This window comes from Clostridium sp. DFI.1.208 (assembly GCF_024463855.1).
In the GTDB taxonomy this organism is placed as follows: domain Bacteria; phylum Bacillota_I; class Bacilli_A; order Erysipelotrichales; family Erysipelotrichaceae; genus Clostridium_AQ.
Genome location: NZ_JANGCA010000015.1, coordinates 47,589 through 63,400 on the forward strand (window position 1 = coordinate 47,589; position 15,812 = coordinate 63,400).

The following is a 15,812-nucleotide window of genomic DNA, read 5'->3' on the forward strand; positions in this document are numbered from 1 at the left end:
AAAGCTGTCGGAATTACTGTAATAGACGACAGCCTGATAAAGAAAAAGCTGAAAAATAAAGGAGAGATTTTATGTTAGCAAATCTAAATGATGTATATAAGCTTGCCAATGAAAAGAATATTGCCATCGGTGCTTTCAATATCGTGAATTTTGAAAATATCCTGGCTGTGCTGGAAACGGCAGAGAAGCTGGATATGCCGGTCATACTTGCATTCGCACAGACGCATGAGGAAAACGATGTCATGAAACTGGATACCATTGGCCCTGTTATGGTCCTGATGGCACAGCGTGCTAAGGTACCTGTCGTTGTGCATCTGGATCATGGTGTAAATCTGGATTATATTGAACAATCACTGAAAATGGGCTTTACCTCTGTCATGTTTGACGGTTCTGCACTAAGCTATGAGGAAAATATCAGGCAGACAAAGGAAGCCGTTGCCATGGCTCGCAAATATGGGGTTACCATAGAAGCTGAAATCGGTAGAATGGCGGGGATTACATTGAACAATGAAGGTATCACAGAAAACCGTGCAACCGACCGCAAAAATTATACAGACCCTGCAGAGGCGAAGGATTTTGTAGAAAAGACGGGAGTTGACTGTTTGGCATGCTCCTTTGGTACGGTACATGGTGAATATTTTTCAGAGCCGAAGCTTGATTTTGCACTGGTAAAGGAACTATCTGAGGCTACCGGCGTTCCGATCGTTATGCATGGAGGCAGTGGTGTAAGCCATGAAGACTACAAAAAAGTCATCGCCAACGGTGTGCGTAAAATCAATTACTTTACGTATATGGATAAGGCAGGCGGAGAAGGTGTGAATGCTGCGTATCCTGTAAAATATTTTCATGATGCTGCCAAAGCAGGACAGGATGCTATGCAGAAGGATATCGAGTCTGCAATGCGCTGTTTTGTGAATATGGATTAAGGTGCTTTTATGAAAATGAATGTAGCTTCTTTTGAAATCAATGATTATCTCAATCATGAATTTGCATGTGATTGCGGTAAAGTGCATACAACCCGTCTGGAGCATGTCCGTGTTTGTGAACATGCGAAGGAGGACATCCTGAAGTATCTTCAGAAGCATGCATATAAAACAGTCTATCTGATTGAGGATGAAAATACCCGCCGTGTTTATGGGGAAGAACTGGAGATATATTTGAACGCGAATGGCATCGATAGTGATCACGTCATCCTTGGTGCTGATGTTGTACCTGATGAAGCATCCGTATTTCGTATTCTTGTAAATATGAAGCGGAAATATGATTATATTTTAGGTATTGGATCCGGTACTCTGAATGATTTGAGTAAATTCATTTCCTATAAGGTCTCTCTGGACTATGGGATTGCGGCAACCGCACCGAGTATGGATGGCTTCGCTTCTGTCGGTGCAGCGCTGATTATCGATGATCTAAAGACAACCTATGACTGTCATGTACCAACTGCCATTTTCGCTGATTTGGAGGTACTGGCAAATGCACCGCTGGATATGATCAAGGCAGGTCTTGGTGATATTGTAGGGAAGTATAACTGTCTTGTGGACTGGAAGATTGCACATATTATCAATGATGAGTATTACTGTCAGACGATAGTTGATATGGTTTATAAATCGATCCAAGAGGTTGTAGCGCATGCGGATGGTGTGCTGACACGCGATAAAGCGGCAGTGAAGGCAATCACTGAGGCGTTGATAGAAACCGGTATGGCTATGGGCTTTGTCGGTAATTCACGTCCGGCATCCGGCAGTGAGCATCATATATCGCATTACTGGGAAATGAAGTTTCTATTTGCCCATCATAAGCCGGTATTCCATGGAACAAAGGTCGGATTGGCAACACCGGGAGTTCTTGCCATGTGGAAGAAGCTTGCACAGGATGGTATTGACTTTGCGGCATGTAGAGAGCGCATAAAGAACTTTGATAGTGCAGCATGGGAAGCGCTGGTGAAGGATCGCTTTGAAGGAGCTGCAGCTGGTGTTCTGGCATTGGAGAAAAAAACCGGAAAAAATAATATTGAAAAGGCGTTGAAGCGAATCGATTTAATCGAGGAAACGTGGCCGGATATCAAAGCAGTCATCGAGCAGGAGCTGCCGCAGCCGGAAGAAGTGTCTGCCATTCTAAAGTCTGTAGAGGCACCCTACTGTCCAGAACAGATTGACATTGATGAAGCAATGGCGAAGGACAGTGTGATACTGGCAAAGGAAGTGCGAGTGCGGTACGGACTTTTGCAGCTGCTGTGGGATCTTGGGTTGCTAGAAGACTATATTACGGTATTTGTAGATTATTATCGGAAGAATTAGAGATAAGGGGAGTTATATGATTACAGATAAGGAACTGATTCAGAAGAGGATGGGAACAATACGTGTCTTCATTCTGGATATGGATGGAACGATCTATCTGGGGAAGGAGCTATTTCCATACACACATGATTTTCTAAATACGGTGAAGAATAGTGGAAGAGAATACTATTTCTTTACGAATAATTCCTCCAGAGATTTGGAAACGTATATCGATAAGCTGCATGGTATGGGAATTCATATTGAACGAAAACAGATGATGGTATCAACGCATGTTATTCTTCGCTGGTTACAGAAGCATCATGACGGAAAGCGTGTGTATGTGGTAGGGACACCTGCATTACGCAAAGAGTTTGAAGAACATGGCTGGACACTGGATGAAGAGCATCCGGATATCGTAATTCTTGGCTTTGATACAACGCTGACCTACGATAAGCTGTCTAAGGCATGTACCTTTATTCGGGAAGGTGCCTTGTATTACGGAATCAATCCGGATTTAAACTGTCCGATGGAGCATGATACATTTATTCCTGACTGCGGCAGTATGGCGAAGCTGATAGAAGCAAGTACGGGGAAATATCCTGAGTTTTTCGGGAAACCGAGCAGAAAAACACTAGATTACATCGTTGAGGAAACCGGATGTGACCCAAGTCAGATTGCCATTATCGGAGATCGCCTGTATACGGATATCAAGGTGGCAGATGGCAGCGAGGTTACGAGTATTCTTGTTTTAAGCGGTGAAACAAAGCCAGAAGATATCGCATCAGGTGATGTAAAGCCGGATATTGTTATCGAGCATATCGGTGAGCTGGCAAAGCTGTTGTGATGTAAATAATTCTAATAGTAAATAAAGAGGAAAGCATAGAGTAGGATTCTTCAGCTTTGCTCTTTTTCTATAAATATTCAATTTCTTTGATTGATTATCTTTGATATAGAAGTATAATAAAGTCGTGAGTAAAGTCGTGAGTAAAGTCGTGAGTAAAGTCGTGAGTAAAGTCGTGAGTAAAGTCGTGAGGAGGAAACTATATGTCAATACCTATATCAATAGAGAAACTATTGGAAGAAAATGTTATAGAGTGGGCAAGAATAGAGTTTAAAGAAGGTTGGAATCCGGACTCAACCCTTAAAACTATAAGTGCTTTCGCAAATGATATTGATAATTGGGGAGGTGGTTACATTGTAATAGGTGTAAAAGAGAAAAATGGAAAATTAGTAAAACCCATAGAGGGTATAAATGAAGAAAAAATCGATAGAATACAAAAAGAAATTTTACAATATTGCAAGTATTTAAAGCCATCTTATATCCCTCAGATTGAGCCTGTTCATTATGAAGGAAAAAAAGTCTTATTAATTTGGTGCCCTGGTGGTTATGACAGACCATATCAATGTCCCAAGAAACCTTCTATTAAAAAATCAGAAAGGATATATTACATACGAAAACTTTCAAGTACAATAGAAGCAACAGATATGGATGTCAAAGAATTGATGGCGCTATCACATAATATACCATATGATGACCGTATAAATATGAAAGCAGAGATTTCAGATTTGAAATATCCGTTACTTGTAAATTATTTGGAAGAGGTAAAAAGTAATTTGTTAGGAAATTTAGAGGTCAAAACAGTTAATGAATTGGCAAACGATTTGAGAATAGCTGATGGGCCGAAGGAGTATTTTAAGCCATTGAATGTAGGTTTATTATTCTTTCATGATACACCGGAAAAATTCTTTCCCTATTGCCGAATCGAGGTGGTTATTATACCTGACCCTACAGGACAAGGTATGGAGGAGAGAATTTTCAATGGACCTATTAATCAACAATTAAAAGATGTTTTAAAATTTATAAAGAATAATATTATTGCTGAAAAAATATATAAAGTTGATAATCAGGCTGAATCAGTTAGGATTAAAAACTATAGCTATGAAGCACTTGAAGAATTTATATCTAATGCGGTTTACCATAAGTCATATCAAATTCATGAGCCTATAACTATTCGTATTGAAAAAAATCTAATAGAAATAACAAGTATCCCTGGTCCTGATAGATCAATACAAGATGAGGATATTAAAAAGTATAATATGAGAACGAGAAGATATAGAAATCGTAGGATTGGTGATTTTTTAAAGGAACTTCATTTAGTAGAAGGTAGAAATACAGGTATTCCAACTGCATTAAAGAGTATCAAAGAAAATGGATCACCTCTACCAAAATTATTAACAGATAGTGATAGATCATTTTTCTCAGTTATTTTACCAATACACGATATGTTTATTGAAAAAGTAGATATTGAAAAAAGCAAAATAAGAAAAATTAGAAGAACCAAGGAAGAAATAAAAAAACTCATTCTGGAAATTTTAGAAGAAAATGATTTATCGGCTAGTGAGATATACAAGAGAATGGGCTATACAGGGGGTATTTCTAAAACATTTAGAATATGTATTAACGAACTTATTGAGGAATCAAAAATATGCTATCTAAATAAAAATAAAAATGCGCCAAATAATCTTATAACAAAACGCTGATTCCTTCAATAAGCACAGGTATAACCCTGGACCATATGTTTTGTGAGTGTGTAACGCTGTTTGTGACAGAATATGATAGAAAGAAGATGACGGTATGACACGATACCAAGCAAATAAAGGAAAAAAATATCTATTCGTTCTGATAATGATTATGTTTACGGCTAATGTTAGCGCTTGTTCAAAACAGACAGGCAATCGTTCTGTAACTTAAGAAGAGGAGATTCCCATGACAGATAAAAAGCTAAAACGGACAGAGTTTATATTGCATAAAGATTTTTTTGTAAAGGACGATACAAAGGAACAGTCAGCAAATCAAAAGCAAAAGGACTCAAAAAAGGATATTGCACCTGAAACGGACCTGGATGAAAAGAAGAAACCATAAAGAGGAACATCACATAGCATACATGGAAGCAGGTTGAACGAATCTTCAGATGGAAATATGCAAAAAGCCAGCATTTGTTCCTGTCTCATCCCCTAAGAAATACAAGCATATAGCAAGCCTGTACGAAAACAGGCTTTTTAGGATGTAATTCTCTGCTTTTTTGGTATAATATAGGAAGCGAAATTGAGGTGATTGCATGAAATTGATTGTAGGACTGGGAAATCCCGGTAAGGAATATGAAATGACGCGTCATAACTCCGGCTTCTGCGTACTGGATGCCATTGCAGAGGAGTGCCGTGTTGATATAGCACAGAAAAAGTTTAAGGCACTGATTGCAAATACGAGAATCGCCGGGGAGGCTGTTCTTCTGATGAAGCCGCAAACCTTTATGAATTTGTCCGGGGAAGCGGTGCGTGCAGCAATGGACTTTTACAAGCTGTCAGCACAGGATTTGCTTGTGATTTATGATGATCTTGATTTGCCGGTAGGAAAAATACGGTTGCGTGCACAGGGGAGTGCCGGTGGTCAAAACGGAATGAAGAATATCATCCGCCATATCGGTACACAGGAATTTGACAGAATTCGCGTCGGTATTGGCAAGGATGCACGAATTCCGGTAATTGACTGGGTGCTCGGCAAGATACGCAAGGATGAACTGGAAGATTACAAGCAGGCAGTTGAATTGGCCAGGGATGCAGCAATTTACAGCTGTTCTCATTCCTTTATGGATACCATGAGCCACTTCAACCGGAAATAGGGGAATGCATATGGATATCCTTTTAAAGGAACTGCAGCAAAATGAAGCGGCTTTAAGTATACAGAGAAAAGAAAGTGTTTTGGGAAATCTTTCGTATATGGAGGAAGCACTTCTGTTGGCGGCAGATTACCGTCGAACACCGCAGAAGCTTATGATTATCAAAAATAACGCCTATACAGCACAGAAACTTTACGAGCGCCTGCAGGCCCTCCTGGGGGATGAAGTGCTGCTTTTCTCGTTGGAGGAGTCCCTTCGCGTAGAAGCGATTGCCGCCTCACCGGAAAACAAAGCGATACAGATGGAGGTGATGGCAAAGCTGCAGCAGCAGGATGCCTATGTTGCGGTTTTGAATACAGCCGCAGCTATCCGCTTTCTTCCATCTCCAGAAATATTCAGGCAGCACTGCATCACATTAAAGCAGGATCAGGAAATTGAATATGAGGCTTTGAAGCAGCTTCTCTTTGAAGCAGGCTATACGCATGTCAGCCGTGTTGACCAGCCGCTGTGCTATGCGGCCCGTGGCGGTATCATTGATGTATATTCCATGAATTACGATCACCCCTTGCGTATAGAGTTCTTTGATAATATCGTGGACAGCATCCGCTTCTTTGATATTGGCACACAGCGGACGATTGAAATTGTGCACGATGCTATGATTATTCCTGCCAGTGATCTGCTGTTTACAGATGCACAGATTGCCGAATTGGTGGAGCAGGCGAACAAAGAACTGAAAAAACAGCTGTCCCAGCATGATTCCTCTATGCAGAAGCTGCTGCAGGAGCATGTGAATGAGGATTTGGATTTGATCAGTAACCACATGATGGAAAGCCGGTTCTATAAATATTATGCTTTTTTGAAAAACAGAAGCACGGTCTTTGATTATGCACCGGATGCACAGATTATTCTGTCCAGCGTAGAGGAAGTGCAGGATAGTGTTAAGCATATGCATGAGGAAATGGTAGCCTATCTTCAGGAGCTCTTTCAGGAGGGAATCAGTCTGCACAGCTTTGATGTATTCGCAGATTTAAACAGCTCCTTTAAACAGCACAGTCCTATGGAATTTCATCAGTTTGTCGATTATAAAAAACCAATCACCTCGCAGATTATGACGATGTCACTGGGGGATATCAATCTGGAACGTACGATGCAGGAGGTTGTGCATCAGGCAAGGGAGCGAAAGGTTTTACTTGCTCTGGAGCATAAGGAGCAGGAACAGGTGAAAAGGCTGCTGGAGGAGGCAAATGTATCCTGGCGTACGGTAACGTCATCGGATACGCTGGAAACAGGGATTCAGTTTCTGAATGCCAGTCTTCCCGAGGGCTTTACCTGTCTGAAGGAACAAATCTGTGTCTATACCGCAAAGGAATTGTTTCACAGCGTAAAAAAGGCAACACGCTACAGCAATAAATTCAAAGAGGCGGAGGTTCTGCATGATTATCAGGAGCTGAATGTCGGGGATTATGTTGTTCATAACCAGCATGGTATTGGGAAATATCTGGGGATTGTGAATAAAAAGATCGATGGGGTACATAAGGATTTTTTGCATATCGCCTATAAGGGGGATGATGTGCTGCTTGTTCCACTGGAACAGTTTAAGCTTATCCGGAAATTTGTGTCCAAGGAGGGGGCAAGTCCGAAGCTGAATAAGCTGGGCAGCGGAGAATGGGAGAAGACAAAGAAAAAGGTCAGTGCTAAGATTGCGGAGCTTGCGGATCGTCTGGTGAAGCTGTATGCGTCACGGGATGAGAATATCGGTCATGCATTCGCAAAGGACACTCCTTTGCAGAAGCAATTTGAAGAGGATTTTGAATATGAGCTGACCCCGGATCAGGCAAGAGCAGTACAGGAAATCAAGCAGGACATGGAATCTGCGAAGCCGATGGATCGACTGTTATGCGGGGATGTCGGCTTTGGGAAGACAGAGGTTGCAGCCCGTGCGGCATTTAAGGCAGTTGCGGATGGACGGCAGGTGGCCTTCCTGTGTCCGACGACAATCTTATCACTTCAGCATTACAAAACCTTTATGAAGAGGTTCCGCAATTTCCCTGTGAATATTGCAGTTGTGAATCGTTTTATAAAGCCTTCGGATCAAAAGCATATCATCCAGGATCTGAAAGAGGGAAATGTGGATATCCTGATTGGAACACATCGTCTGCTATCCAAGGATATTATATTTAAGGATTTGGGACTGCTTGTCATCGATGAGGAACAGCGCTTTGGTGTGGAGCATAAGGAAAAAATCAAAGAGCTGAAAAACAGCGTGGATGTGTTATCATTGAGTGCAACACCGATTCCGCGTACCCTGCAGATGTCACTGATTGGTATCCGTTCCCTGTCACAGCTGGAAACTCCACCGATGAACCGTATGCCAGTACAGACCTATGTTATTGAAAAGAACTTTCAAATGGTGAAGGAGATCATACAGCGGGAGCTTGCCAGAAATGGACAGGTGTTCTATCTATATAATAATGTAAAGGAAATATACAATGTTGCAAGAAAGCTTCGGGATGCAATGCCGGAGGTGGAAATCGGTGTTGCACACGGACAGATGACACGGGAGGATATCGAGGATGTCATGCTGCAGTTTACGGATAATAAATATCAGGTGCTTGTCTGTACGACAATCATTGAAACGGGCATTGATATTCCCAATGCCAACACGATTTTAATTGAGGATGCAGACCACTTCGGATTGAGTCAGCTGTATCAGATTAAGGGAAGAGTCGGCAGAAGTGATCGGCTTGCCTATGCGTACCTGATGTATTCCCCGCAAAAGCAACTAAGCGAGATAGCTATGAAGCGCTTAAAATCCATCAAGGAATTCACCCAGCTGGGCAGCGGCTATAAAATCGCCATGCGCGATCTGACCATACGTGGTGCCGGAGATATGCTGGGACCGCAGCAGGCAGGCTTTATTGATACGGTTGGTATTGACATGTATATTGAAATGCTGAACAGTGCCATCATGGAGAAAAAGGGCATACAGCCAAAGATAAAGCCGGAAATGACAAAGGCGAATGTCAAGGTTGATGCCTATATACCAAGCACCTTTGCGACTGAGGATTATGAAAAAATCACGCTGTATCAACGCATGGAGGACATTCATTCCAAGAAGGAGCTGCTTGCCATGATGGATGAAATCAAGGATAATTATGGAAAGCTGCCCAAGGCTGTACAGCTGTTATTTGAAAAGAAGCGGCTGGATATCTGTATCAATGAACCGCACGTTAATGCCTTCCGTGAACTGCCCAAGGCTGTTGAGCTGACGTTTACAAGTGCCTGGTCAAACAGCATTGACGGTGTTGCATTATTTGAAATGATGACAACCATATCGAAAAATATAACGATACGCTATACGAATGGTAAGATTACCATGAAGCTGCCAAAGCTCAAGGACTGGCTCTATACGGTGATTGAGGTGCTGGAACGCACTGAGCCAATGGGAGAGGAACAAACAGCTTCCTGAAAATGAGGTAGGATATGAACTGTAGAGGGATAGGAATTTTTCTATGTGCTGCCGCTGTCCTTTGCGGCTGCAGTGTGCAGAAGGAGCATGCAAAGGAAGAGAACATACGCTTGGAAATCCTTGCGAAAATTGATATGCTGAAAGCTACAAACGGCTTACATATCGAAGATACACAAGATATAAGCAGTACGCAGCAATACTTCAAAGATGAAAAAATGATAGATGAAAAACGCAATCATGATACCGATACCATACAGACAGATATTGCATTTCAGAAGAAAGAACTGAAGCAGTATCAGGTGCGAATCCACTCGGATACCAGTGATCCAAGCGGGATAGATACGGTTTTACAGCTGAAGGATGACATACTGCATGTATATATTGTGAACCATGACAATACCTACGAGAAAATGCAGGAAACACCTGCCACATCCAAGGATAAGGAAAAATTTCTATCCTCACTGCTTTTTCAGAAATATATCGAGGAAGCGAAGGACTGCTTTCGCTACCAGAAGCAGGAGCAGGATGCAAACACGGTATATACAGTAGAGCTGACGGATAAAGAGAAATTCAGTGCGTATATAAATAAAACGGAAAACAAGCAGGAGGATATTCATTTTGAAGAGCTGAAGCTGTCTTATACAGCCGATGAAACAACAATTTTGAAAACAGATATGAAACAGCGCTATCGTACATCTCAGGATATTCAGGAACAGGAATATAACCGGATATCGACAGAGACAACACTGCATAAAACACAGCGTATAGCTGCAACAAAGCAAGCCCCTGAATTTCTAAAGCTGAAGTAAGGTGAACAGCGATAAGAAGATATAGAAGGAAAATTGCTGGTATACCCATGCAGGCGCTTTCGTGATACACCTTCCAACAGTGCTGTGGTGTCTGCATTGTATACACGAAATGTAACATTCCCTATGTTGTGCTTGTTTACCTATAGGGAAAGATGTAAAATAAGAATGATAGTAATTTGTAAAAAGAAAGGAAACGATTATGTTAAATAAACAGTTTTTTACTTCCGAATCTGTAACGGAAGGACATCCTGATAAAATCTGTGATCAGATCAGCGATGCTGTTCTTGACGCCATTCTGGCACAGGATCCGGATGCACGTGTTGCCTGTGAAACCTGCTGTACAACAGGTATGGTTATGATCATGGGAGAAATTTCCACCAGCTGTTATGTCGATATTCCAAGCATTGCCCGTAATGTTGTTTTGGAAATCGGTTATGACAGAGCGAAATATGGATTTGACGGAACCACCTGTTCTGTTTTAACATCCATTGACGAGCAGTCCAAGGATATTGCACTCGGTGTTGACCACTCTCTGGAAACAAAGGAGGGCGGTGAGGAAAACAATGGTGCAGGTGATCAGGGAATGATGTTTGGCTATGCCTGTGATGAAACACCGGAATATATGCCGATGCCGATATCCCTTGCACACCGTCTGGCACGCCGCCTCAGCGAGGTAAGAAAAAACGGGACACTGGAGTATCTTCGCCCGGATGGTAAGACACAGGTAACCGTTGAATACGAGAATGACCGACCAAAGCGTGTCGATACGATTGTAATTTCCACACAGCATTCCGATACGGTTTCTCTGGATACGATTCGCGAGGATTTAAAAAAGCATGTCATTGATGTGATAGTAGATGCGGATATGATGGATGCGGAAACAAAAGTATACATAAATCCGACAGGACGCTTTGTAATCGGTGGACCGCAGGGAGACAGCGGCTTAACCGGCAGAAAGATTATCGTAGACACATACGGCGGTATGGCACGTCATGGCGGCGGAGCTTTCTCCGGAAAGGATCCTACCAAGGTGGATCGCAGTGCGGCATATGCGGCACGCTATGTTGCTAAGAATATTGTTGCGGCAGGTCTTGCCCGCAAATGTGAAATACAGCTTGCCTATGCAATCGGCGTAGCACAGCCGGTCAGCGTACTTGCGGATACCTTTGGAACCGGTGTTCTTCCGGATGAAGAAATTGCAGAAATTGTGAGGAAGGAATTTGACCTGCGTCCTACTGCGATTATCAAGACACTGGAGCTTCGCAAGCCGATTTACAGAAATCTGGCAGCCTATGGTCACTTTGGCCGTGATGATCTGCAGGTGAAGTGGGAAAGCACAGAACCGGCAGAACGCCTGAAGGCATATGTAAAATAAAAACAGGTAAATAGAAAAAACTGTTATGGGATTGCATGAATAGTTCCCATAACAGTTTTTTTCAGGCTGACAAACAGCTTATTTAATTTCCTGATCCAGATTTTTGAAAACGTCTGTATCGAAGAATTCAACAAGCGTGATATCCAGACCGTCACAGATTTTCTTAATCGTGGAAACGGTTGGATTCTTGCTTCTGCCTGATGTGATGTTGCTCAGCGTTGACTGCGTCATTCCGCACATGATACTGAGTTTGTTCAGAGAAATTTTTCTCTCGTCGCACAGATCATGAATCCGCTCACAACATACTTGTCCCATTGTCATGTCAGATCACTCCTATTTCTATTGACACTTACATTCTAAATGTTTTTATGCATAAAAGGTTAATTTAATATAGTTATATTTGTTATAACAATTAGTTTTGTAAAAAAATACCTTCAATTCCGATAATTTATATGCACTTTGTGTATGAATATGATCGGTAATTTGATATAAAATGAAATCCCTTTCCTTTTCGACATGAGGTATAAAGCGTTTATCAAATGTCCATACTACTTGAAGAAAAGGAGTGTCTATAAATGAAAGCAACAGGAATTGTAAGACGTCTTGACGACCTTGGAAGACTGGTCATACCAAAAGAAATCAGAAAGCAGTATCGCATGAAAGAAGGAGATTCCATAGAATTCTTTATTGATAATGATAGAATTGTAATTCAGAAATTCGATGTCATGTCCAAGCATATGGAAGAAATCATGATCATGTGTGATACCCTGCGTGCCATATATCAGAATACTGTCTTTTTTGTGAAGGATGAATGTATGGTGAAAACAGAGCATAAGATACATGACCATTTTCTTATGATAGCACAGACACATCGGTTAAAGGATTTTGAAAATGAACGTATCTATGAGGACAGTGCACAGCGTTATAAGGGGCTGATCTATCCGGTTACTGCTTACGGTGACTGGTATGGTTCCTTCATCATCGTATTTGATAAGAAGGAGCTGGAGAAGTCTGAGCTTTATGCAGTAGAGGCATTTGTACAACTTTTATCTCGCCAACAGCAGCAATAAATGGTAAACTTATCGTAGAGGTGAGTATGATGCGTCTTGATAAATATCTGAAAACAGCACGAATTCTGAAACGCCGTACGGTATCAAAGGAGCTGGCGGATCAGGAGCGTGTGTATGTAAACGGAAAAATCGCAAAGCCTTCTACAGATGTTAAAGTGGGAGATACCATCAAGGTTATATTCGGATACCGTGAGCTGACTGTTACTGTAACGATGATACAGAAGCAGGCAAATAAAAATGATGCTTCCCTGATGTTCGAGGTTGTGGAAGAAAAGCTGATCAAAAAGGAAGAAGTAAAAGATATTCTGGCAGAAGAGTGAAGCCGGAATATTTTTTGTTTTTATACAGCTGTTCTATTTTCTCTGCTCCATACATAGATTGTAATGAACTAGAAATAAGGAGGAGTCTTGTATGGAAGATAACATTAGCAATCCGCTTCGTTTTGAAACGAACCCATATCATAACGTAATTATTAAGGACCGCAAGGTGATGGAGCTGACCGGAGTGAAACAGATTGACAGCTTTGATTCCAGTGAGTTTCTGCTGGAAACAGCACAGGGATGGATGGTGATTCAGGGAAAGGATCTAACCTTGGGCAAGCTGGATACAGAGCGCGGAGATGTTGTAATACGCGGTGTCATTGAAGCTTTATCCTATGTATCCAATAAAAAGGGAAACGGAAAGGAATCAGTGATTTCAAAAATCTTTAAATAATGCTGCTGCCTACACAGATTCAGGCAATACTCTATCATTTTCTGACGGGATGGGTATATGCTTTCGGCTTCAGTTTTTTAATCAGCTTTGTAAAGTATCTCCGTTTTCCGATTTTAAAAGGAATCGTAGAGATCCTGTATCACATTCTGTTTACATCCCTTATGTTTTTTGGACTGTACAAGATCAATGGCGGTATTACGAATATCTATCTCATCTGTTTTTTTATTCTTGGTGCTTTTATTTATTTTACATGGTATCTCAGCGTATTTCTGCAGCTCTTTGCAGCGATACGCCGATTGCTGCATCCGTTTAAAGTGAAACTTCTCGTTGCCAAATCGAAAATTATTGCTATAATTAGATTACCAGGCAAAATCAGGAAGAGGAGGAAAGCGAATGCAAAACGAAAAAAAAGCAACCGTAAAAAAAAGAAAAAGAAAAAAGCATCCGATGAAAATCCTGATTAGTCTTCTCGCAATAGGGGTTTCATGTTTTCTGATTTATGCAGCAAGCAAGGATGTTATTGTCATGCTGAATCTGAAGCAGGAAATCTCGGCAAACAACAGTGAAATCAATAAGCTGTCAACACAGAAAAAAGAGCTGTCCGCACAGAAGGAAAAGCTAAAGGATCCGGAGTATGTAAAACGCTATGCAAGGGATAAATTTCTGGTTAGTAAAAAAGGGGAACAGGTATTTAAGCTTCCCGGTGGCAGCAGTGAGGATTCTGATGATAAATAGCTCTGCGTACTCTGATCAAGGGTCTGCAGAGTTTTATTATGTTTAGCTGTTATGTTGAAACAAGCTGGTATATGGAATTGTGATTCAGTTATCTGAAATTTCAAACAACCTCATACTGTATGAAGGCAGGGGGAGCGAGTAATGCAGCTTAATCATCTATGAAGCATTGCTGCAGGAGATTTGTAAAATCAAATTTTTATGTGTGTATTCGTAAAAAAGAGCTGTTTCAGAAAGCAAAGTCGAACGTGTTTAACAGGTACCGTGAAAGCTGGTGAGCAGAAGCTGCTTACAGTGAATGCCTGATACTGATAATATCCTGATGTTATCATGTGCTGTAGTCCTGTCGTTGTAAGTATGCATATGCAAATACTTCTTTAAAGCTCCTATCCGCGTCTATCATGTATGATGCCAATAGGGACTATAGGCACGCTGTCTAAGATAGTATATCTCCAAAAGCAGCCTTTATGATGCATTGTGAAAATCTATCGGATACAAAATTATAAAGCATGAAAAAAGCCTTGTCAAAATACTGTTCTCTGCTTATAATATGATTACAGCGAATGAGGAGGATGTGCATGGCTAAGGATAAAAAGAAAAAAAGAAATAAGCTTAAAACGTTTTTAAGTCTTGCTGCCATTTTCATTGCATGCTTCCTGATTTATGCCGCAAGCTCCGATTTGATGATGACGATGAAGCTGAAGGATGAAATTTCTTCTTCTGAAGAGATGATCAATTCCCTTGAAAATCAAAAGGATGATCTTTCCAAGGAAAAGCAGAATCTGGAGAATCCTGAATATGTGAAGCGATTTGCCAGAGGTAAGTACATGGTCAGCAAGCCTGGAGAACAGGTGTTTAAGCTGCCGGCAAAAAATAATGACGATGATGATTAAGTCCCTATAGACAGCTATAGGGCTTTTTGATATGTTTGATCGGGAGGAAAAGCTATGAAAAAATGGAAAGCGATTATTTTTGATATGGATGGTACACTCTTTGACACGGAAACGATTTCTATGAAGGCGTGGAAAAGGGTAGGGGAAACCCTGCAGCTACCGACAAGTGATGAATTCATTTTATCGCTGATTGGAAGAACGAGAAAGGATCAGCAGGTTGTATTTGATTCCTATATGCCGAAAGGATGGCCGCAGGAGGAAGCCTGCAGGCTTCATACGCAGTTCAAAAAAGAAGAGAAGCTGCAATGTGGTGTCCCCCTCATGGGAGATGTAAAGGGACTTTTGGATACCGTAAAGGCAAAAGGGTATACGATTGCAATGGCGACCAGTGCCTCAGCGGAGGATGTGGAGTTTAATTTGAATCATGCAGGTATTAAGCATTATTTTGAAGCTATCATCAGTGATGAAATGATTACACATGGGAAACCGGCTCCTGATGTGTATATAAAGACTGCACAGCAGCTGGGAGTTTCTCCGCAGGATTGCCTTGTAGTGGAGGACAGCTTAAACGGTGTTCGGGCAGCGTATGCCGCAGGTACCACGGTGGTTATGATTCCGGATAAAGTACTGCCTACAAAGGAAGTCGAAGCAATGTGCAATTATATACTGAAAAGGCTTGACGATTTGATAGAAATCGTATAAATATAAAGATGTAAAGAGAAACGCAACAAAAAAAAGAATACGGACAGGGAAGAAACAGCGGCAGCCGATAAACAGGGGCGGGCTGCTTTTTTGTT

Annotated in this window: 16 protein-coding genes; 15 read left to right on the plus strand and 1 reads right to left on the minus strand. The window is 41.4% G+C overall.

Translation table 11 applies throughout. The features are described from left to right. The first annotated feature begins 71 nt into the window (after positions 1–71). The 9 genes from NE665_RS09710 (at position 72) to metK (ending at position 11,606) form a co-directional block, all read left to right on the plus strand. The gene (locus NE665_RS09710) at positions 72–926 is read left to right on the plus strand and encodes a class II fructose-bisphosphate aldolase (protein ID WP_117443619.1); all 855 of its coding nucleotides are present in this window, start codon (positions 72–74) and stop codon (positions 924–926) included. A 9-nt stretch (positions 927–935) separates the two neighbouring features. Next, positions 936–2,297, plus strand: coding sequence for a sn-glycerol-1-phosphate dehydrogenase (locus tag NE665_RS09715; RefSeq protein ID WP_117443618.1), 1,362 nt, complete (start codon positions 936–938; stop codon positions 2,295–2,297). 16 nt (positions 2,298–2,313) lie between these two features. Beyond that, the gene (locus NE665_RS09720; RefSeq protein WP_117443617.1) at positions 2,314–3,120 is read left to right on the plus strand and encodes an HAD-IIA family hydrolase; all 807 of its coding nucleotides are present in this window, start codon (positions 2,314–2,316) and stop codon (positions 3,118–3,120) included. A gap of 200 nt (positions 3,121–3,320) precedes the next feature. Next, positions 3,321–4,817 carry an RNA-binding domain-containing protein gene (locus NE665_RS09725; RefSeq protein WP_117443616.1) on the plus strand — a complete coding sequence of 499 codons (1,497 nt, stop codon included), beginning with the start codon at positions 3,321–3,323 and terminating at the stop codon, positions 4,815–4,817. Positions 4,818–5,043: 226 nt separating this feature from the next. Continuing rightward, complete coding sequence (locus NE665_RS09730; protein ID WP_178760147.1) at positions 5,044–5,199, plus strand: hypothetical protein; 156 nt, start codon at positions 5,044–5,046, stop codon at positions 5,197–5,199. Positions 5,200–5,395: 196 nt separating this feature from the next. Further along, entirely contained in the window at positions 5,396–5,956 is a 561-nt protein-coding gene (pth, locus tag NE665_RS09735) for an aminoacyl-tRNA hydrolase (RefSeq protein ID WP_008816078.1), read from the plus strand. Between the two features lie 10 nt (positions 5,957–5,966). After that, a complete protein-coding gene (gene mfd, locus NE665_RS09740; RefSeq protein ID WP_117443615.1) occupies positions 5,967–9,422 on the plus strand; it encodes a transcription-repair coupling factor in 3,456 nt (1,151 codons plus the stop codon). Between the two features lie 14 nt (positions 9,423–9,436). Further along, entirely contained in the window at positions 9,437–10,231 is a 795-nt protein-coding gene (locus NE665_RS09745) for a hypothetical protein (protein ID WP_117443614.1), read from the plus strand. Between the two features lie 199 nt (positions 10,232–10,430). After that, positions 10,431–11,606 (plus strand): methionine adenosyltransferase, encoded by a 1,176-nt coding sequence (gene metK / locus NE665_RS09750; protein WP_117443613.1) that lies wholly within the window; start codon positions 10,431–10,433, stop codon positions 11,604–11,606. 78 nt (positions 11,607–11,684) lie between these two features. Here the strand turns inward: metK and NE665_RS09755 are convergent, their stop codons facing one another. After that, positions 11,685–11,927 (minus strand): helix-turn-helix transcriptional regulator, encoded by a 243-nt coding sequence (locus tag NE665_RS09755; protein ID WP_002606647.1) that lies wholly within the window; start codon positions 11,925–11,927, stop codon positions 11,685–11,687. 254 nt (positions 11,928–12,181) lie between these two features. On the opposite strand from NE665_RS09755, the gene NE665_RS09760 reads away from it, so the two are divergent. The 6 genes from NE665_RS09760 (at position 12,182) to NE665_RS09785 (ending at position 15,717) form a co-directional block, all read left to right on the plus strand. Then, positions 12,182–12,676 carry an AbrB/MazE/SpoVT family DNA-binding domain-containing protein gene (locus NE665_RS09760; RefSeq protein WP_117443612.1) on the plus strand — a complete coding sequence of 165 codons (495 nt, stop codon included), beginning with the start codon at positions 12,182–12,184 and terminating at the stop codon, positions 12,674–12,676. A gap of 26 nt (positions 12,677–12,702) precedes the next feature. Beyond that, on the plus strand, positions 12,703–12,996 hold the full coding sequence (locus NE665_RS09765; RefSeq protein ID WP_256302535.1) for an RNA-binding S4 domain-containing protein: 294 nt from the start codon (positions 12,703–12,705) through the stop codon (positions 12,994–12,996). Positions 12,997–13,087: 91 nt separating this feature from the next. Then, complete coding sequence (yabP, locus tag NE665_RS09770) at positions 13,088–13,390, plus strand: sporulation protein YabP (RefSeq protein WP_008816082.1); 303 nt, start codon at positions 13,088–13,090, stop codon at positions 13,388–13,390. A 393-nt stretch (positions 13,391–13,783) separates the two neighbouring features. Then, positions 13,784–14,125: a septum formation initiator family protein gene (locus NE665_RS09775; protein WP_256302536.1), complete on the plus strand. Its 342-nt coding sequence runs from the start codon at positions 13,784–13,786 to the stop codon at positions 14,123–14,125. 575 nt (positions 14,126–14,700) lie between these two features. After that, a complete protein-coding gene (locus tag NE665_RS09780) occupies positions 14,701–15,015 on the plus strand; it encodes a septum formation initiator family protein (protein ID WP_117443609.1) in 315 nt (104 codons plus the stop codon). Between the two features lie 54 nt (positions 15,016–15,069). Further along, positions 15,070–15,717 (plus strand): HAD family phosphatase, encoded by a 648-nt coding sequence (locus NE665_RS09785; RefSeq protein ID WP_117443608.1) that lies wholly within the window; start codon positions 15,070–15,072, stop codon positions 15,715–15,717. The last annotated feature ends 95 nt before the right edge of the window (positions 15,718–15,812 follow it).